Source organism: Microbispora rosea (assembly GCF_044460045.1).
Lineage (GTDB): Bacteria > Actinomycetota > Actinomycetes > Streptosporangiales > Streptosporangiaceae > Microbispora > Microbispora rosea.
This window is the reverse complement of sequence record NZ_JBITJO010000010.1, coordinates 1-17,395: the sequence shown is the minus strand read 5'-3', so window position 1 is coordinate 17,395 and position 17,395 is coordinate 1. Positions and strand designations below refer to the sequence as shown.

Here is a 17,395-nt window from a genome sequence, read left to right as displayed (position 1 = left end):
CGATGGCCGTGGTCACCGCCATGGACTCAGGGCGTTCCGCACCGGGCTCGCCCTGGCGTACGCGAAGACCCGCGACGCCGCCGCGTGATCCGACGGTGGGACGCATCACCTACACCTCGGCAGGCCGTCGGCGTACTGTCGACTTCGATCGGCGACTGCCGCTGTGCGCACCCGGCGCCCCCGGGCGATACCCGGGAGGCGTACGAAGCGTTCAGCACCACAAGCGCCGACAATCGACCTTCAGCAGCGCGTGTCGCCGTCCATAGGCCGAACGGCTCGGCCGACGACGAGCGGCTCGAACCCGAGGAGAGGACAACCATTGACGTATCCACCGCCGGTCTACAACGGTGATGCGGGCGAGCCGACGGCGTCATACCGGCGCCCGGACGCCACGCCCGAGCTCGACTACCCGAGCGGGACCACGGTGCACTACCTGGCGACCGGTGCGACGACCAATGGGCAGTTCGGGCTCTACCGCTGGGACATGGGACCACAGCCCAGCGGCCCGGCCGCACACTTCCACCGGTCGATCTCCGAGTCGTTCTACATCCTCACCGGTACGGTGCGGATCTACGACGGAAGGCGCTGGATCGACACCGGCCCCGGTGACTTCGTGCACGTCCCGGAGGGCGGCGTGCACGCGTTCAGGAACGAGTCGGGAGAGCCGGCGTCGATGCTGCTGCACTTCGCGCCCGGCGCGCCGCGAGAGGGATACTTCGAAGGCCTGCTCACGCTCGCGGACATGAGCGAAGAGGAGAAGGCGGACTTCTACCTCCGCCACGACACCTTCTGGGTCTGAGACCGGGCGGAGACGACGTCGTCGGCGCGACCGCGGCGGTGCCCGCCGCCGCGGTCCGTCCTAGAGCCTGCTCAGGTGTCCGCCGCCGCGGCGATCGACGCCGCATCGCTGTTCAGGGCCCCCGGTGTCGGCATTCCCGCCTCAGGCGCATGGTCTACGGCTACGTGTGTAGTAGAGGCGCCCGACGAGCTGGGTTCACGGCCGGAGGTCGATCGCCAGTCCGATGCTCCGCGCCGGGTGACCGGGAGTGCCGGCAGGCCACTTCTCTGGACGGCCCGCCGTTTGCCGCTGGTGTGGGTAGGCCGGTCGCTGCTCGGGATCACGGGGCCGCCCCCGGCCAGGAGAGGGAGGCCGGTGATTCGAGCCGGGAACCGAGGACGCGGGCACGCAGTCGTACTGCGGGCACGGTGTGGTGAAGCACTGCTTGGGAGAGGGCACGCAGACGCGGCCCGGACCACAGTCGACTGCCGCGCACGGCGATCCGGGGCTGCACGCACCGCGCGCCTGACCACCGGGCGGAGTGGCGATGACCGCCCGCGCCGATGGAACCGCCGGCGACTCACCCGCCCAGGCCGTGGCCGTGGCCGTGGCGGCTGGTGATGTCGCCACCGCCACGCCCAGTATCACGATCAGTTTCCGGAGCATTCTTCCCCCAGCCGTGGTGCTCGCTTCCGCCTCTGGGATGCTCGCACCGGCCGCGCCTGCTGACGGCAAAACGGCTCTCAGCAACTCGCACGGCTTACCGAAAGCCGGATAGCCGACGCTGTCACGGGAGGTGACAGCGCTCATCGGCCGGCGCGTGCCGAAGCGTGCCGGTCGATCCCTGTAGCGGTGGACCATCATCAGATCGGGCCCTGTGCGCCGGCGCATGCCAGATCCTGGCGTATCCCGCTCTGACCACCACCGGCACCATGCCACCACGCAGCCCCGCGCGGCGCGTCACGCCGCGCAGGCCGCTGCTCTCGCCGTTCGCGTTCGGGCGTCCGGCTGACGCGACCGACGGCATCCGGGCCGCGCCCGAATACCGTCGGTCGAGCTGGGGAAGTCAGCCCAGCGCGGCCGCCTTGCGCAGCAGCACTGAGCGTTCGCGCTGGTTGGCGCACAGCCGGGCCGCCAGTTCCAGCTCGGCGCGCGCCTCCTGCCGCCGGCCGAGGCGGGCCAGCAGTTCCCCGCGTACGGTCGGAACCAGATGCGAGCCGGAGAGCCGGTCCGAGGCGATCAGCTCGTCCACGATGGCCAGGGCCTGCGCCGGGCCCGAGGCCATGGCAACGGCGACGGCCCGGTTGAGCTCGACCACCGGCGAGGGCGCGACCCGGCCGAGGGCCTCGTAGAGCACCACGATCCGGTCCCAGTCGGTCTCCCCGACCGAGGGCGCCGACGCGTGGGTGGCGGCGATCGCGGCTTGCAGGCCGTAGGGGCCGAGGCCGCGGGTCGACGCCTTGGCCAGCGCGGCCAGGCCACGGCGGATCGCGGAGAAGTCCCACCGCCGCCGGTCCTGGTCCTCCAGCAGGATCGGCGAACCGTCCGGGCCGGTCCTGGCCGGGAAGCGCGCGGCCGTCAGCTCGCACAACGCCAGCAGGCCGTGCACCTCCGGCTCGTCGGGCTGCAGCGCGGCCAGGGTGCGGGCCAGCCGGATCGCCTCGTACGCGAGGTCGGGGCGCACCAGCCGGTCGCCCGATGTGGCCGTGGACCCCTCGGTGAAGATCACGTAGAGGACGCTGAGCACGCCACCCAGCCGCTCCCGGCGTTCGGCGGCCGGCGGCAGCTCGAACGGCACTCCGGCCGCCGCGATCGTCTTCTTGCCCCGGGTGATGCGGGCCTGCACGGTGGGCACGGGCACGAGGAACGCGCGGGCGATCTCCTCGCTGGACAGGCCGCCGACCACGCGCAGGGTCAGCGCCACCCGGGCCTCAGGCGAGAGCACCGGGTGGCAGCTGACGAACATCAGCGCCAAGATGTCGTCGTCGATTCTGTCGGGGTCGACCTCTTCGTCGAGCGCCGGGTCGGCCGCCGGGTCGGCCGCCAGCAGGGCGTACCGGTCCTGGAGGGCGGTCCGGCGGCGGATCGCGTCGATGGCCCGCCGCCGGGCCGTGGCCATGAGCCAGCCGGCCGGATTGGCCGGCGGGTCGAGCGGCCACGCCACCAGCGCCTCGGCCACCGCCTCCTGGGCCGCGTCCTCGGCCAGCTCGAAATCGCCGGTGAGCCGGGCCAGCGCGGCGACGATCCGCGCCGACTCGATCCGCCAGACGGCCTCGACCTCGGCCGCGCCCATCAGTTCTGGCCGTTGCTCTCGCGCCCGGCCTCTTCCCCGACGGACCCCGCGGCGTCCTGCGGCCTCTCGTCCTCGCCGGCCACCCGCCGGACCTCGATCTTCGACCCGGTGACCGCCGGGACCCGCTTGGCCCACTCGACCGCCTCCTGTTTGGAGGAGACGTCGAGCAGGAAATAGCCCCCGAACAGTTCCTTCGTCTCTCCGTACGGCCCGTCGGTGACCACCGGGACCTCGCCGCTGAAGTCGACCACGACGCCCTGGCCCGGATCGTCCAGCCCCTCCGCCGCCAGGAGAACGCCGGCCTTGACCATCTCCTCGATGAACTGGCGGGTCGCGGCCATCATCTCGTCGATGTCGGCCATCATGGCCGCGTTCGACTCGTCGGTGCCCCGCATGATCAGCATGTAGTTCGGCATCCTGTTCTCCTCCTCCGGCGGGGCCGCCTCTCGTCCCTCGCACCCATACGTCGAATGAGCGGCCCCCGGATCGACACGGCCTCGGAGAATTCTCGCCGCGCCGGGCCGATCCCACCGGCCCGCGTTCCGAACGGATGCCATCTAGTGCGGTGACCGCAACGTTCACCGGGTTCAGTTGTAGCTCGACCAGCCTTCTAGCATTGCCGGGTGATCGAACTTCAAGAGGACAGGGAGATCGCCTGCCCGGCCGCGCTGGTGTGGGCGATCGTCGCTGACTACGGCCAGGATCCACGCTGGCGGAAGGGCGTCAACACGATGGCGCCGCGCCCCGAAGGCATCGTCCAGGTGGGCACGGCCACTGCTGAGGTGATGCGGTTCGTGGGCCGGACCTATCGAAACGGCGGCGAGGTCATCTGGGTGGAACCGGGTCGTTCGTTTGCCTGGCGCACCACCTCGGGGATCGACGCCGAGGGCGGCAGGTTGGTCGAGCCGCTCGGCGAGGACCGGTGCCGCTTCACCTTCCATGTGCGCGTCACCCCGCGCGTGGCCTCCGAGAAGTTGCTGGAGCCGGCGCTGAGATGGTTGCTGCGGCGGTCGATCCGCGCCGACATTCGCCGATTGGCTGGCCTTTGTGCTTCTTGACCCCGAGGTCACCCGTTGCAGGGCTGCTGGGGACGAGCAGCTACTCATGTCGCGTAATCACCCGACCCGGTGAACGTTTGCGGTCACCGCACTGGCGCGGCACACTGCGGCGGCGGCACGGCTCAGTGCCCGGAGTGGAGTGTCGACTACGGCGGACCAGTCGCGCACGCGTTCTTCAGCACAGAAGCAGACCGGGTGGAGTGTCCTGGTTGTGCCCTGGCCGGATCACCTGACATCTCACACAGGCGGGACGCGAGACGCTTCTACTTCCACTGGAAGCGATTGAGCGCCGCTTCGACCTGCGGCGACCCGGAGGACCACCCTGATGACCTGCAATGGCTGTCTCGGTGGTTCTCGGTGTTTCACGGCTGATCTTGATGTCACGTACCCTCGTTGTGCCCTCACTGATCGCGAGAACAAGCATCTAGACACAGCCACGAGCCGCCGCATGAGGGATGCCCTACACTCCCGCGTCCTACGGCGCTGTCAAACGCTGTGACTTGCCAGCGCGTGGCCGCACATCCGGCACCACCCCTTAACCGGCGGTTCCGCGAGAGGGACGTGTCTGTGCAGACCGAACGATGCGAACAGACGTACCGATGACAGATTGTGTCGATGTGATTACGATCTACTGGGGCGGTTGTGATCCCCAATGCGAAGGGTGGCACCGGGTGGACTCGCTGATGATCTACGGGCACGGGCTTATCTCATCGCTGCGGGCCTGTGCTCGCTCCGGCGATCCGGCTGACTGTTGCGACGGTGCCGAGCCTGGCGAGGAGCCCGTCTGCTGGACCTCTGCTGGTGAGTGAAGTGCCCCCAGTGCACCTTCGGGAGCCTGGGCGTGCCGGACCTCACGCTTTGCGAGCCGCCTGAATGAGGTGTCCGGTCCGTACGGACCCCTCCGCCGCCCCAATATCTGCCAGGAGCGGTACGGCGTATGTCGTGACTAGCAGCTTGGGAAGTCTTTCGACATCATGTTGTGTGACCTGGGAAAAGGGTGAGCTGGGCGTATGCCGGTTGAGCGACCGTGAGTCCCGTGAGTCCCCGCTGGTCGCCGCCGTACGGGCACGCAACGGGCACGTCCATCCACCAGGTCCATCGTCCCGAGAAATCACTCGTCGTAGTAGAGCCCGAACTCTCGCCTGCCACTTCTCTACCTGCGCCGATGACGTTGAGTAGCGCTCTGACCAGGCAATACGGCTCTCAACGCTTCTGGTCGACTTCCGGTGTTTTACGGCCTCGGACGGAACTGGAACGGAACTGGCGGCGTCGGCATTCGGGCTTCGTCAGACCGCGCGAGCTTCAATGAAGTAGCTGAGCCCTGGGGCTTGCGGCCCATAAGCCAGGATTGCACTTACCTGTGGCCATATTTCGGTGCCGACTGGGTAGCAGCCGGCCTCCATCCACTCGTCGTCGCCCCGGTCGAAGAGATCTCGAATTAGCTCAATCTGCTCGCGCGTGATGGGCTGATCAACATGGTGCGAGTCGTCGGAGTCGTGGTAGGTGGCGAGCGTCCACTGAGTACCGGCCCCGGCTTCGGAATTCACGCTCCGATGGTAGGAGACGTCACCTCAGACGAGTACGTACGGGACGAGCCCCCCCTGTAGGCCGGGTTCTTCTCGCGGCAGATCTCCAGCCTGCGGCGGATCTCCAAGACCGGGCTGTGACTCGCGAGGAGTTCGACCCCTGGCAATCAGCAACAAACAGGCTCGGCTCACGCCAAGCTATGACCACGCGGGGAATCCGCGCTTCGATGATGAGCTGGGTGCATGTGCGCGACGTGATCGTCCTTCCGAGCAGAGCTCCAAGGTGCTGTAGATCGTCGAACCCTTAAGCCGGGCTTTGTCGATCGTCCCGAGCTTGGCGCGAGCTGCCTCCTCAGCGTGTACGCGAGGGTCTGTTTCACGGGAGTATCCGCGAGAGATCCCGTTGTCCGCGGCGTCCACGATTACGGCCCCTACGGAAAACGCCGTCGTCGACGGCGGGCACTTCCGAGCTAGCTCGATGGCAGTCATAAGCCACTGACGATCGGTTGGAGTGATGACGCTCATGAGGCGGAATCCCCGGATGTTTCCTTCGGCAGGTAGCGAATTAGAACGACGTCGCCGATGGAGAGCAGTCTCATGGCCTCCTCGATCAAGGGCGTCGTGGACACCTTGGGCGCTATCTTCGAGGTCGCCGTCGACGATCAGGTGGTTGGGCGCAACCCGGTGAAGGCGGAGTCGGTGAAACCGCCGGCCCCGGCCCGTAAGAAGGTCGTCCCATGGACTCTCGGGCAGGTCGCGGCGATGGCCGCGGCCTTCGGCGAGCTGTACGGCCCCGTGGTCTTTCTCGGCGCAGGATGCGCGCATCGGCAGGGCGAGTTGTTCGGCGTAGCCGTCGAGGACATCGACTTCCTCGGCCGTATGGTGCATGTGTACAGCCAGGTTCGGCTGATCGGCGGACGCCTGGTGTTCTCTCCGCCCAAGCGCGGCAAGACCCGGACTGTGCCCCTGCCTGAGTCGCTTGGCCTGCGGTTGAGCGCGCACATCGCCCAGCACCCGCCGGTCGAGGTCACCTTGCCGTGGGTCGAGAAGGGCAAGCCTGGGAGCGACCTGGTGACGGTGGCGCTTCTGTTTTCCGGCCCGAACGGCGGTGCCCTGCATCGCAACACGTTCAACCACACGTGGCGTGTCGGTCTTGAGCGTGCGGGCATCGTGGCCTCGCCGGCGAGGGGAGAGCGCCGGGAGTCTCACCGCGAACACGGACGCCATGTGTTGCGGCACACTGCGGCGTCGGCGTGGCGTGGTACCGGGGTGGACATTCGCACGATTGCTGAGTACCTCGGTCACGCCGACCCTGGCTCACGCTGCGGACATACACATACCTGAGCCGAACGCAGCGGACCAGGCGCACACGCGTTCTTCAGCACGGGAGCAGACCGGGTGGAGTGTCCTGGTTGTGCCCCTGGCCGGATCACCTGACATCTCACGCAGGCGAGACGCGAGACGCTTCTACTTCCACTGGAAGTAGACGAACAGGCGGCCGTGGTTCTTGGAGTCCTTGTCGATCCGGTGGTAGAGCGCCTTGATCTCCTTCTGCTCAAGGAAGCGCAGCACCTTCTTCTTGAGCTGGCCGGACCCCTTGCCCGGGATGATCTCCACCTGGGTCGCCTTCTTGCGTACGGCCTCCTGGATGATGCCGTGCAGCGCCTTGTCGATCTCGCTGCCCTTGTTGTAGATGTCATGGAGGTCCAGCTTCAGCTTCACGCAAGCGAGTCTAAATCGCCGTCCGCCACGGAGACGCGGGGCGGCGGGTGACCGCGCCCCACGCCGGCAGGGCCTCGAGTCAGCCGTTGATGTAGCCGACGAGGGCCTCCTTTTCGCTCTCCAGTTCCTGGATCGAGGTCTTGACGACGTCGCCGATGCTGACGATGCCGGCCAGGCGGCCGTCGCGGACGACGGGCACGTGCCTGATCCGGTGGTTGGTCATGGTGCGGCGCAGCTCGTCGACGTTCGCGTCCGGGCCGCAGGTGCGCACCTCCGCCGTCATGATCGACGAGACGGGCATGGCGAGCAGCGCGGCACCCTGCTCGTGGAGCCGCCGCACGACGTCGCGTTCCGACACGATGCCCGCGATGGACAAACCGTCCTCGGAAACCACGACCGCGCCGATATTGAGCTCGGCCAGCCGGGCGAGGAGCTCGGACACCGTGGCGTGCGGTGGAACGGTCGCCACACCTGTTCCCTTACTCTGCAAGATCGTCCCGATGAGCATCGACACCACCTCTCAGGGGCACCCGGGGGATCTGTCCCCGCTTCCGCTCCCGCCGGGCGGCGGAGCGGCGAATCCTGTTTCCCCAGGCAACAGCGGTCGTCCTACCTCGTCAAGGGCCCCCACCCCTACGATGGCGAAATATCACCGCACCCTGGGGGCAGAGGATGGCCGAGAAGCTCAACACCGGGAGTCACGATCTCCCGATCTCAGACGCGCTCGCGGAGTTCATGCGCGGCGGCTGGGCCGGCGCGCACGAGGATGTGGCGCCGCTGCCGGTCGCCGCGTACGCGGCCAAGCGGCGGGCGCGGCTCGCCGAGCGGCTGCCGGGCGAGCGGCTCGTCATCCCCTCGGGCACACTGCGGGCCCGCAGCAACGACGACGACCACCGGTTCCGCACGCACAGCGCGTTCGCCTACCTGACCGGCGGCCAGCAGCCGGACGACGTCCTGGTGATCGAGCCGTCGGGTGAGGCGCGGCTGTTCCTGCATCCGCGCCCGTCCCGCGCCGAGTCGCAGGAGTTCTACCGCGACCGGCGGTACGGCGAGTTCTGGGTGGGCCGCCGTTTCGACCTCGCGGAGGCCGAGGCGGCGTACCAGATCGAGTGTGCGCACATCGAGACGCTGCCGGCCGCGCTGAGCGGGCCGGCCCGCGTGCTGCGCGGGGTGGACGCCTCGATCGACGCGCTCGTCTCCCCCGCCGGCGACGACCGCGACGCCGAGCTGGCCGCGGTCCTGTCGGAGCTGCGGCTGGTCAAGGACGAGTGGGAGATCGCGGAGCTGCAGCAGGCGGTGGACGCCACCGCGCGCGGGTTCGAGGACGTCGTGCGCGCGCTGCCCGCCGCCCTCGCGCACCCGCGCGGCGAGCGGTACGTCGAGGGCGTCTTCGGCCTGCGCTCACGGCTGGAGGGCAACGCGGTGGGCTACCAGTCGATCGTGGCGTCCGGAGCGCACGCGTGCGTGCTGCACTGGATCCGCAACGACGGACGGCTCGACCCCGCCGAGATGCTCCTGCTGGACGCCGGGGTCGAGGGCGACAACCTCTACACGGCCGACGTCACCCGCACGCTGCCGCTGTCGGGCCGGTTCAGCCCGGTGCAGCGGCAGGTGTACGACCTGGTCTACGAGGCGCAGACGGCCGCCATCGCCGTGCTGCGGCCGGGGGTGCGCTTCCGCGAGTTCCACGAGACCGCCATGCGGGTGATCTCCGACGGGCTGCGCGAGTGGGGCCTGCTGAGCCGGGCGCAGGCCGACGCGGGCCTGCATCGGCGCTACACCCTGTGCAGCAGCGGCCACATGCTGGGCCTCGACGTGCACGACTGCGCCCGGGCGCGGGCGGAGACCTACCTCGACGGCGTGCTGGAGGAGGGCCAGGTGCTGACCGTCGAGCCGGGGCTCTACCTCCAGCCCGACGACCTGACGCTGCCGCCGGAGCTGCGTGGGATCGGCGTCCGCATCGAGGACGACCTCGTCATCACGGCCGACGGCGCCCGCCTGATGTCGGCCGCGCTCCCCCGCCGCGCCGACGAGATCGAGGCGTGGATGGCCGCCCTGGCCTGGTGACCGACCGCGTTCCGGGCTTCCGGTCCGGGCGTCGCCGCCCCGGCCGGAAGCCGGACGAGTGAGTCCGTCGCGGCCCTGCGGGTCGCCGGCCCGCACCTCGGAGACGGGCCGATCTCGATCTCGATCTCGATCTCGGTCGTGATCGAGGTCACATGGTCACGTACCGACCCGGTCCTTCACGAGCCGCACGCATGCGGCAGCGACCCATCTCGGCCAGTTCAGCTCACCCGGGATGTAGATCCAGTAGCTGGACCCTCCACACGAGCTGTAGTAGCCACCGCTCTCGCTCTGGCACAGCGACGGGAGGTACTGCCCGGCGTACAGCGTCGTGATGACGTAGCCGGACGTGGTGCTCTTCTGGGACCGGATGGAGACGGCGCTGACCCCCGGCGCCGGGGTGACGGAGCACGTGACCGCGGCGGCCGGGTGGGCGACGAAGACCACCGAGGCCGCCGCCGCCATCATGGTCACCGCTGCGGCGGCGCCGACACGTTTTCTCGATGTGGTCATTGCTTCCTCTCCTTCGCGGTGCGTCACGACGCACCCATCGACGTTCGGGGACCAAGCCGGGACCGGCTCGGGTCGAGGATCGGGCAGGCCGATATAGGCGAGGTATAGGCCCTGGTAGAACGTGGGTGGCAAGGCAGGCCGAAGCGGCTGCGGCCATGCCGAAGACCGTCGCTCGGCGCGGCGGTGCGGTCGCGCCCGCCCGCACGAGCGCGATGGTCACGCATCCCGCGCCGCGCGGCGGAGCCGCGGGAACACCGGCCACGGCGTGCTGGGACCCAGTTCACGTGATCGTCACATCGCTCCCCTACAGTGGCCTCGTGCGCCCCCCACTGGCCGTGGCCGGCCACACCGCCGACGTGCTGGACATGGTCGCCGGCACGCTGACCGAGGCCGAGCGCGAGCGCGCCGAGCGTTTCACCCGCAAACGGGACCGTCTCGACTTCGTCGCCGCCCACCTGCTCGTACGGCACTGCGCCGCGGAGCTGCTCGGCACCCGCGCCTGCATGCTGACCGTCGTGCAGCGCTGCGAGAGCTGCGGGCAGGCCCACGGACGGCCCTGGCTGGCCGAGACCCCCGAGGTGTCGATCAGCCTGGCGCACACCTCGGGCTACGTCTGCGCGGTCGCCGGATTCGGTCGGGTGGGCGTGGACGCCGAGCACGCCACGAACGGCCCGGCCGACGAGAGGCTGGTGGAGCTCGCGCTGACCCCCGCGGAGGCGAAGCTGGTCGGCGACGACAACCGCGGGCTGATCCGGCAGTGGGTACGCAAAGAGGCGCTGGTCAAGCGGGGAGAGCTCACGCTCGACCGGCTGCGCGAGGCGGACCTGTCGGCCCTGCCGCTTGAGGACGGGCTGTCGATCCCGCTGGAATGGCAGGGCCGTCACTTCGTCGAGTGGACGGCAGGCACGGTGATCGCCTCCGCGGTCACCGACGAGCCCGCCAAGCTACGCCTTCTTGGCGGCTGACCGCCCCGGGGTGGGGTCGAGGAAGACCTGCCGGATCTCCGGGAACCGCTCGGTGAGCCGGCGCTCCACCTGGTCGGAGGCGAGCTCCAGCCGCTCCCCGGACGTCTCGTCGCGGAAGTCGACCTTCGCCGCGACCATGACCTGGCCGGGCCCCATCATGACGGTGACCAGCTCGACGACGGCCTCCACGTCCGGCTGGGCGGCCAGCTCGCCGCGGATCTCCTCCTGCAGTCCGCGCGGCGCCGCCTGGCCGATGAGCAGTGAGGCGTTGGTCCTGATCAAGGTCAGCGCCACGCCGAGCAGCAGCAGCCCGATGACGATCGAGGCGACGCCGTCCCACACGGCCGAGCCGGTGAGCTGCGACAGCAGCAGGCCGACGCCGGCCGTGGCGATGCCGAGCAGCGCGGCGGAGTCCTCCAGCACGACGGCCTTGAGCACGGTGTCGGAGGTGCGCCGCAGCAGCCGCCCGGGGCTCACCTGCCAGCGGCGGGCCTCGCCGCGAAGCTGCCGCAGCGCCTTCAGGAGGGAGACCGACTCGATCGCGAAGGACACCGCGAGGACGAGGTACGACACACCGATGTCGCCCAGGCTCTCCCCCGCGGTGATCGTGTGCCAGCCGTGCGTCAGCGAGAACCCGGCCCCCACGACCAGCGTGAAGCAGGCCGCCACGATCGCCCACAGGTAGGCGGCGCGGCCGTGGCCGAGCGGATGGCGGGAGTCGGCGGGGCGCTCGCCGTGCCGGATCGCGGCGAACAGCACGACCTCGGTGGCCGTGTCGGCCGCGGAGTGCGCCGCCTCCGACAGCATCGCCGAGGAGGAGCTCATCAGGCCGGCGACCAGCTTGGCCAGCGCGATGGCGAGGTTGGCCGCGCCCGCGACCACGACGGTGCCAAGGCTCTCACCGTTCTCGCTGTCAGCCATTCCGCTCCATTCGCTGAAGTGATCTTATGCTGGTCGTCATGGAAGCCCCTCACTGGCTCACCCCGCAGGAGCAGCACGCCTGGCGGGCCCATCTGGCCGCCCACCGCCTGCTCTTCCACCAGCTCGACCGGGAGCTGCAGGGCGCCGGGTTGTCGCTGAACGACTACGAGATCCTCGTGAACCTCTCGGAGAGTCCCGGCCGCCGCATGCGCATGAGCGAGCTGGCCGACGCGACGGTCCAGTCCCGCAGCCGGCTGTCCCACCAGATCTCCCGGATGGAGGCCGCCGGCCTGGTGATCCGGCAGGACTGCGAGGACGACCGGCGCGGCACGTTCGCCGTACTGACCGACCACGGCTGGGAGACGATCCAGCGGGTGGCGCCGGACCACGTGGCGAGCGTCCGCCGGCACTTCATCGATCTGATGACCCCCGAGCAGGTGTCCGCCCTGGACCAGATCTACACACCGATCGTCGACCGTCTCCAGGCGGTCCGCGGCATGCGATGAGGAGGCTGCGGCGCGGTGCGGGGTGAGCACCGGTCCCGACTTCCCGCGGCGTGCCGGGCCAAACCGATTCCCACGGGAGCGCGTGCCGGCCCCGCCCGCTCGCTACGATCCGGCTGTGCGAACAATCCTCGGGCTCGTGGTGGCCGGCCTGCTGCTCGTGACCGCCTGCAGCGCCAAGAGCGAGACGGCACTGCCGGACGGCCCCGCGCTGCTGAAGCGCTCGGCTGAGACCATGCGCACGGTCAAGACAGTCGCCTTCACGATCGAGACCAAGGACAAGCCCGCCGTACCGGTCCGCCACGCCGAGGGCAGCCTCACCCGGGAGGGCGACGCCAAGGGCACCCTGCAGATCGAGCTCGTGGGACTGCAGGAGATCGAGTTCGTGCTCGTCGGCGACAAGGTCTACTTCAAGGGACCGACCGGCGGCTTCCAGACGATGACCCGGCAGCAGCTCATTGCCCTGTACGACCCGTCCGCCGTGCTGACGGGCGTACCCGACCTGCTGTCCACCGCGCAGGACGCCCGGACGCAGGCGGAGGAGAAGATCGGCGACACCGCCGCCTACCGGGTGGCGGCCGCGCTGTCGCAGCAGGTGCTGGCCAAGCTGGTCCCCGGCGTGCAGCAGGGGGTCGACGGCACGCTCTGGATCGACAAGGCCACCGGCCGCCTGCTCAAGCTCGACCTGCCGCTCACCGGCGGCTCCGTGGCCGTGACGCTGAGGGACTACGACGCCCCCCTGACCATCGCCCCGCCCGCGTCGTGACCGACGCCACCGACGCCACCGACGCCACCGACGCGGCCGGCGCGGCCGGGCGGACGCGGGCGGCCGGGTCCTCCACCCGGCGCCGGCGTCTCGCGCTGGGCGTCGGCGGGGCCGCCGTGCTGCTCGCCGCGCTCGACGCGTACGTCGTCGTCACCGTGCTCGTGGACGTCGCCGCCGACGTCGGCGTGCCGCTGAACCACCTGGAGCGGGCGACCCCGGTCGTGACCGGGTTCCTGCTCGGCTACGTCGCGGCGATGCCGCTGCTCGGCCGCCTGTCGGACCGGTACGGCAGGCGTGCGCTGATCCACGCCTGCCTGGCCGGGTTCGCCGCCGGTTCTCTTGTCACCGCTCTGGCGGCGGGCGTCCCCGCGCTGGTCGCGGGCCGTACGCTCCAGGGCGTCGCGGGCGGCGCGCTGCTGCCGATCACCATGGCCCTCATCGGCGACCTGTGGGACGAGCGCGCCCGGCCCGTGGCGCTCGGCGCGGTCGGCGCCGCGCAGGAGCTCGGCAGCGTGCTCGGCCCGCTGTACGGCGCGGGCCTGGCCGCGCTCGCCGGATGGCGCGGCATCTTCTGGGTCAACCTCCCGCTCGCGCTGCTGGCCGCCGTCGCCGTGCAGGCGGCCGTCCCCGGCGGGCGCGAGCCGTACGGGCGGCCCGCCGGCGAAGCGGGCACGGGGAAGGCAGACACGGCCGAGGCGGATACGGCCGAGGTGGGCGCGGGCACGACGGGCACGGCCGAGGTGGGCGCGGGCACGAGGGGCACGGCGGGCGCGGGGAAGGTCGACGCGGGCGGCGGCGTCCTGCTCGCGCTGGCGCTCGGTCTGCTGGTCGCCGGGCTCTACAACCCCTCCCCCGACGCGGCCGTGCTGCCGCCGTGGGGTCTGCCATGCGTAGCCGCCGGGGCGGTCGCGGCCGTGCTGTTCGTGCTGTGGGAGATCCGCTCGCCGGTCCGCCTGCTCGACCTGACGGGCGTCCCCAGGACGCCGCTGCTCGCCACTTTGGCGGTGAGCCTGCTGGCCGGGGCGGCGTTGCTGGTCACGCTGGTCGACGTGCAACTCGCCGCGCAGACGCTGCTCGGCAAGGACGCGGTGGGCGGCGCCCTGGTGCTCACCCGGTTCCTCGCCGCGCTGGCGGTCGCGGCGTTCCTCGGCGGGATCCTGGTGCGGCGGTTCGGCGAACGCCCGGTGGCCGTGGCGGGGATGGCGGTGGCCGCCGCGGGTTACTGGATGGTCTCCCGGTGGCCGCTCGACCTGGCCTCGGCCGGCGTGCGGATGGACGTCGACCTCGTGGTGGCCGGCCTCGGCCTCGGGGTGGTGATCGCCCCGGCCTCGTCGGCGGTGCTGCGTCTGGTGCCCGCGGCGCAGCACGGGGTGGCGTCGGCGGCGGTCGTGGTGGCCAGGATGATGGGCATGCTACTGGGCGTGGCCGCGCTGTCCGCCTGGGGCTTCCACCGGTTCCAGTCGCTCACCGCGCACCTGGACACACCGCTTCCGTTCGGGGTGGACGCGGCCGAGTACGCCCGCAGGCTCGCGGACTACACGGCGAAGGTCCAGGCGGCGCTGCACGCGGAGTACACCGAGATCTTCCTGATCACGTGCGGGCTGTGCGTGCTCGGCGCGGCCGCCTCCCTGGCCCTGCCGCGCCGCCGCGCCTGATCCCGCACCATATCTCGCGCCTGATTCCGCGCCTCATCTCTCGCTTCTGCCGGGTCAGGCGCCGAACCAGCCGGGCACGTCGAGGCGGAAGACGTCGTGCGGCGTCACCTTCCGCAGGTCGGCCTCCAGGTCCCTGAGCCGCTCCTCCCCGATGACGGCGGCCCAGCGGGCCCGCAGGTCGTCGAAGATCTGTGCCGAGCGCACCAGGACGTCCACCCCCGAGGGCGTGAGCCGTACGATCTTGCGGCGCGTGTCGCGGGGGTCGCGGGCGCGCTCCACGTAGCCGATGCGCTCCAGCGTCTCGATCGTCTTGCCCGCCGCCTGTTTGCTGACGCCCAGCGTGCGGCCCAGCTCCACCGCGGTCGTGCCCTCCGGGCCGATCGCCTGCATGACGAAGCCGTGCATGGGCCGGGCGTGCGGATGCCCCTGACGGGCGAGCTCGGCGTGCAGTTCGTCGATGAGAACGCGAAACCCCAGGAAGAGCCGCAGGGGCAGCTCGAAGCCGGGCGGGTCGATTGACACGAATAGACAACCTGGTTCACTATTAACGACAACGACATTGTCTATTCTAGGAGACGCCGGCGATGCCTGTCATCCGTCATGCCCAATCCCGCAGATCCGAGACCCCGGCCGGGGTCATGACCACCTTCGCCTCGCCCACCCTGGGCGGCGCCACGCGGGCCGTGTGGCGCGTCGAGGCGACCCCCGCGACGAGCGGGCCGTTGCACGACTTCGACGCCGAACAGGTGTGGACGTTCCTCGGCGGCACCGCCACCGTCGAACTCGGCGGCGAGACGTTAACGGTCGCGCCCGGCGACACCGTGGTCATGCCGCCCTCGACCCCGCGGCGCGTCACGGCGGGCGCCGACGAGGGTTTCACCGCCGTCGTCACCGCCCCCGCCGGGGCCAGAGCCATCCTGCCCGACGGCACCGTGCACGGCGTGCCGCCCTGGATCGCCTGACCTCCGGCCCTCCCCCTGTCTCACCCTTCCCCGCGGACCGGGCCCGGCGACCCGTCCGGCACCGGCCCGCGCTCACCAAGGAGTCACGCATGCCCCTCATCCGTTCGGCCGACAGCCGCAGGAGCACCACTCCCAACGGCGTCATGACCACCCTCGCCTCGCCCACTCAGGGAAGCGCCACCCAGGCCGTCTGGCGGGTGGACATGCCGGCCGGAAACAGCGGTCCCCACCACGCCAGCGACGGCGAGCAGGTGTGGACCTTCCTCACCGGCGGCGCGACCGTCGAACTCGACGGCGAGACCGTCGCCGTGGGAGCCGGAGACACCGTCGTCATGCCCGCCGACGTGAGCCGCCGGGTGCACGCCGGCGCGGAGTCCGGCTTCTGCGCGATCGTGGCCGCACCGGCCGGCTGCGAGGTCTACAACCCCGGCGGGATCACCGCCGCGGACGCCTGCGACCTCGCCCCCAAGGGGACCGACCGGCTCGTGCCGCCCTGGGTCCGCTGACCGGCCCGTACGCCTGCGGACGCGCGGGGGCCGTCCGGCGAACCCGGGGCCGCCTCCGGCGGAACCCGGACGGCTCCGCCGGCAGGGCGGGCCGCCTCGGCGGCAGACCGGCTCCTCGGGGGCAGGCCGGCTCCTCGGGGGCAGGCCGGCTCCTCGGGGCAGGCGGGACGTGGTGGACGGTCCGGCGGCGGGGCGGACGGTTCCGTGCCGAGGTGGGTCGCGCGCGCTGCGGCGGGCGAACTTCCCGGTGACCGGGGGCGGATGTCCCGGGTGCCCGGGACGTCGGACGGTCCACCATTGCGGCGTACCGCTCCGGCTCTCGCCACCGCCCCGCAGAACCCCCGGGGCTCATCCCTTCCCTGACTGAGGAGGCCCCGTATGCGCAAGGTGTTCTTCGGGTTCGCCGTCGTGCAGCTCGTCGCCGTGCTCGCCCAGTTCTACCTCGCCACGTTCGGCGCGTTCGAGACCCCGCAGCCGGCGCCGGGCGACCCGGACGCCGCCATCAACTACCACGTCACGAACGGCTCGCTGGTGATCCCGCTCGTCTCGCTGCTGACCACGATCGCGGCCCTTGCCGCCCGCGCGGGCGGCAAGCTCGCGGGCCTGTCGATCCTGCCACTCGTACTTGCGGCGGTGCAGCTGTTCGTGATCTTCCCGCTGGCGGAGCTCGCCGGAGCGACGGACGCCGCGACGACCACGGCCGGCCTGGCGGTCATGGGCTTCCACGCCCTCGACGGCGTGGCGATCCTCGCCGTGGCCGTCGTCGTCGTGCGGCGGGCCGGGGCCCTGGTCAAGGGCGTGCCGGTCGCGGCATCCACCAGCGCGCATACCGTGGCCTGACCAGCGCACGGCTGATCGCTCTCGACCCGATCCTGCTCGACCCGATCCTGCTCGTCCTGGTCGCGGCCGCCCCGGCCGCGACCGCCGGTCGTCGCCTGCCGCGCTCGAAGCGTACGCGGGGGCAACGTGAACTACTCTGTTCGGGTCGTTCGGGAACGTCGGCTCAGGGAGCGCAGGAGCGGAGATGGCAGCCACACCGCGCGGCGACGGTGACCGGCCGCGGTCCGCGCAGCGCCCCGCGGCGCAGGCCGAGCGGCGGGCCGACGCCCGGCGCAACATCAGGTCCATCCTGGACGCGGCCCAGCTCTGCCTGGCCCGCGACG

The 17,395-nt window shown here is 70.9% G+C and carries 20 protein-coding genes; 11 read left to right on the top strand and 9 right to left on the bottom strand.

The window, feature by feature from the left end; all coding sequences use genetic code 11:
* The first annotated feature begins 319 nt into the window (after positions 1-319).
* Positions 320-799, top strand: a complete 480-nt coding sequence (locus ACIBK1_RS32185) for a cupin domain-containing protein (RefSeq protein WP_396739483.1) — start codon at positions 320-322, stop codon at positions 797-799.
* A gap of 1,045 nt (positions 800-1,844) precedes the next feature.
* Here the strand turns inward: ACIBK1_RS32185 and ACIBK1_RS32180 are convergent.
* Positions 1,845-3,071: an RNA polymerase sigma factor gene (locus ACIBK1_RS32180; protein ID WP_396739481.1), complete on the bottom strand. Its 1,227-nt coding sequence runs from the start codon at positions 3,069-3,071 to the stop codon at positions 1,845-1,847.
* Entirely contained in the window at positions 3,071-3,487 is a 417-nt protein-coding gene (locus tag ACIBK1_RS32175) for a YciI family protein (protein WP_036407558.1), read from the bottom strand. The genes ACIBK1_RS32180 and ACIBK1_RS32175 overlap by 1 nt, the downstream gene beginning before the upstream one ends.
* A 207-nt stretch (positions 3,488-3,694) precedes the next feature.
* Here ACIBK1_RS32175 and ACIBK1_RS32170 point away from each other — a divergent pair, with 207 nt between their 5' ends.
* Positions 3,695-4,129: an SRPBCC family protein gene (locus tag ACIBK1_RS32170; RefSeq protein WP_396739479.1), complete on the top strand. Its 435-nt coding sequence runs from the start codon at positions 3,695-3,697 to the stop codon at positions 4,127-4,129.
* A gap of 1,286 nt (positions 4,130-5,415) precedes the next feature.
* On the opposite strand, the gene ACIBK1_RS32165 is transcribed toward ACIBK1_RS32170, so the two are convergent.
* Together ACIBK1_RS32165 and ACIBK1_RS32160 are read right to left on the bottom strand one after the other, a co-directional pair.
* Positions 5,416-5,676 carry a hypothetical protein gene (locus tag ACIBK1_RS32165; RefSeq protein ID WP_396739477.1) on the bottom strand — a complete coding sequence of 87 codons (261 nt, stop codon included), beginning with the start codon at positions 5,674-5,676 and terminating at the stop codon, positions 5,416-5,418.
* A 177-nt stretch (positions 5,677-5,853) separates the two neighbouring features.
* Positions 5,854-6,144, bottom strand: coding sequence for a hypothetical protein (locus ACIBK1_RS32160; RefSeq protein ID WP_396739673.1), 291 nt, complete (start codon positions 6,142-6,144; stop codon positions 5,854-5,856).
* A gap of 108 nt (positions 6,145-6,252) precedes the next feature.
* Between ACIBK1_RS32160 and ACIBK1_RS32155 the strand changes: the two genes are divergently transcribed.
* Positions 6,253-6,999 (top strand): tyrosine-type recombinase/integrase, encoded by a 747-nt coding sequence (locus tag ACIBK1_RS32155; protein WP_396739475.1) that lies wholly within the window; start codon positions 6,253-6,255, stop codon positions 6,997-6,999.
* 123 nt (positions 7,000-7,122) lie between these two features.
* On the opposite strand, the gene ACIBK1_RS32150 is transcribed toward ACIBK1_RS32155, so the two are convergent.
* Both ACIBK1_RS32150 and ACIBK1_RS32145 read right to left on the bottom strand, forming a co-directional pair.
* Positions 7,123-7,377, bottom strand: a complete 255-nt coding sequence (locus tag ACIBK1_RS32150; RefSeq protein ID WP_030509549.1) for a Smr/MutS family protein — start codon at positions 7,375-7,377, stop codon at positions 7,123-7,125.
* A 79-nt stretch (positions 7,378-7,456) separates the two neighbouring features.
* Positions 7,457-7,885: a CBS domain-containing protein gene (locus ACIBK1_RS32145; RefSeq protein ID WP_030509550.1), complete on the bottom strand. Its 429-nt coding sequence runs from the start codon at positions 7,883-7,885 to the stop codon at positions 7,457-7,459.
* 164 nt (positions 7,886-8,049) lie between these two features.
* On the opposite strand from ACIBK1_RS32145, the gene ACIBK1_RS32140 reads away from it, so the two are divergent.
* A complete protein-coding gene (locus tag ACIBK1_RS32140; protein ID WP_030509551.1) occupies positions 8,050-9,444 on the top strand; it encodes an aminopeptidase P family protein in 1,395 nt (464 codons plus the stop codon).
* A 156-nt stretch (positions 9,445-9,600) separates the two neighbouring features.
* On the opposite strand, the gene ACIBK1_RS32135 is transcribed toward ACIBK1_RS32140, so the two are convergent.
* Positions 9,601-9,954 carry a hypothetical protein gene (locus ACIBK1_RS32135; protein ID WP_156081021.1) on the bottom strand — a complete coding sequence of 118 codons (354 nt, stop codon included), beginning with the start codon at positions 9,952-9,954 and terminating at the stop codon, positions 9,601-9,603.
* Between the two features lie 317 nt (positions 9,955-10,271).
* On the opposite strand from ACIBK1_RS32135, the gene ACIBK1_RS32130 reads away from it, so the two are divergent.
* Positions 10,272-10,919 carry a 4'-phosphopantetheinyl transferase family protein gene (locus tag ACIBK1_RS32130; RefSeq protein ID WP_030509553.1) on the top strand — a complete coding sequence of 216 codons (648 nt, stop codon included), beginning with the start codon at positions 10,272-10,274 and terminating at the stop codon, positions 10,917-10,919.
* On the opposite strand, the gene ACIBK1_RS32125 is transcribed toward ACIBK1_RS32130, so the two are convergent.
* Complete coding sequence (locus ACIBK1_RS32125) at positions 10,899-11,840, bottom strand: cation diffusion facilitator family transporter (RefSeq protein ID WP_396739472.1); 942 nt, start codon at positions 11,838-11,840, stop codon at positions 10,899-10,901. The genes ACIBK1_RS32130 and ACIBK1_RS32125 overlap by 21 nt on opposite strands.
* A 38-nt stretch (positions 11,841-11,878) precedes the next feature.
* Here ACIBK1_RS32125 and ACIBK1_RS32120 point away from each other — a divergent pair, with 38 nt between their 5' ends.
* From ACIBK1_RS32120 to ACIBK1_RS32110, 3 genes are all read left to right on the top strand, one after another.
* Positions 11,879-12,346 (top strand): MarR family winged helix-turn-helix transcriptional regulator, encoded by a 468-nt coding sequence (locus tag ACIBK1_RS32120; protein ID WP_030509555.1) that lies wholly within the window; start codon positions 11,879-11,881, stop codon positions 12,344-12,346.
* Positions 12,347-12,461: 115 nt separating this feature from the next.
* Complete coding sequence (locus ACIBK1_RS32115) at positions 12,462-13,109, top strand: LppX_LprAFG lipoprotein (RefSeq protein ID WP_396739470.1); 648 nt, start codon at positions 12,462-12,464, stop codon at positions 13,107-13,109.
* Positions 13,110-13,204: 95 nt separating this feature from the next.
* Entirely contained in the window at positions 13,205-14,764 is a 1,560-nt protein-coding gene (locus ACIBK1_RS32110; RefSeq protein WP_396739671.1) for an MFS transporter, read from the top strand.
* Positions 14,765-14,818: 54 nt separating this feature from the next.
* Here ACIBK1_RS32110 and ACIBK1_RS32105 read toward each other — a convergent pair whose 3' ends face one another.
* Positions 14,819-15,286 carry a MarR family winged helix-turn-helix transcriptional regulator gene (locus ACIBK1_RS32105; protein WP_030509558.1) on the bottom strand — a complete coding sequence of 156 codons (468 nt, stop codon included), beginning with the start codon at positions 15,284-15,286 and terminating at the stop codon, positions 14,819-14,821.
* 62 nt (positions 15,287-15,348) lie between these two features.
* On the opposite strand from ACIBK1_RS32105, the gene ACIBK1_RS32100 reads away from it, so the two are divergent.
* The 3 genes from ACIBK1_RS32100 to ACIBK1_RS32090 all read left to right on the top strand — a co-directional run bounded on the left by ACIBK1_RS32100 (position 15,349) and on the right by ACIBK1_RS32090 (position 17,072).
* Positions 15,349-15,726: a cupin domain-containing protein gene (locus ACIBK1_RS32100; RefSeq protein ID WP_396739468.1), complete on the top strand. Its 378-nt coding sequence runs from the start codon at positions 15,349-15,351 to the stop codon at positions 15,724-15,726.
* A gap of 89 nt (positions 15,727-15,815) precedes the next feature.
* Complete coding sequence (locus ACIBK1_RS32095) at positions 15,816-16,232, top strand: cupin domain-containing protein (protein WP_396739466.1); 417 nt, start codon at positions 15,816-15,818, stop codon at positions 16,230-16,232.
* A gap of 378 nt (positions 16,233-16,610) precedes the next feature.
* The gene (locus tag ACIBK1_RS32090) at positions 16,611-17,072 is read left to right on the top strand and encodes a DUF6220 domain-containing protein (RefSeq protein WP_030509561.1); all 462 of its coding nucleotides are present in this window, start codon (positions 16,611-16,613) and stop codon (positions 17,070-17,072) included.
* Positions 17,073-17,395: the final 323 nt, after the last annotated feature.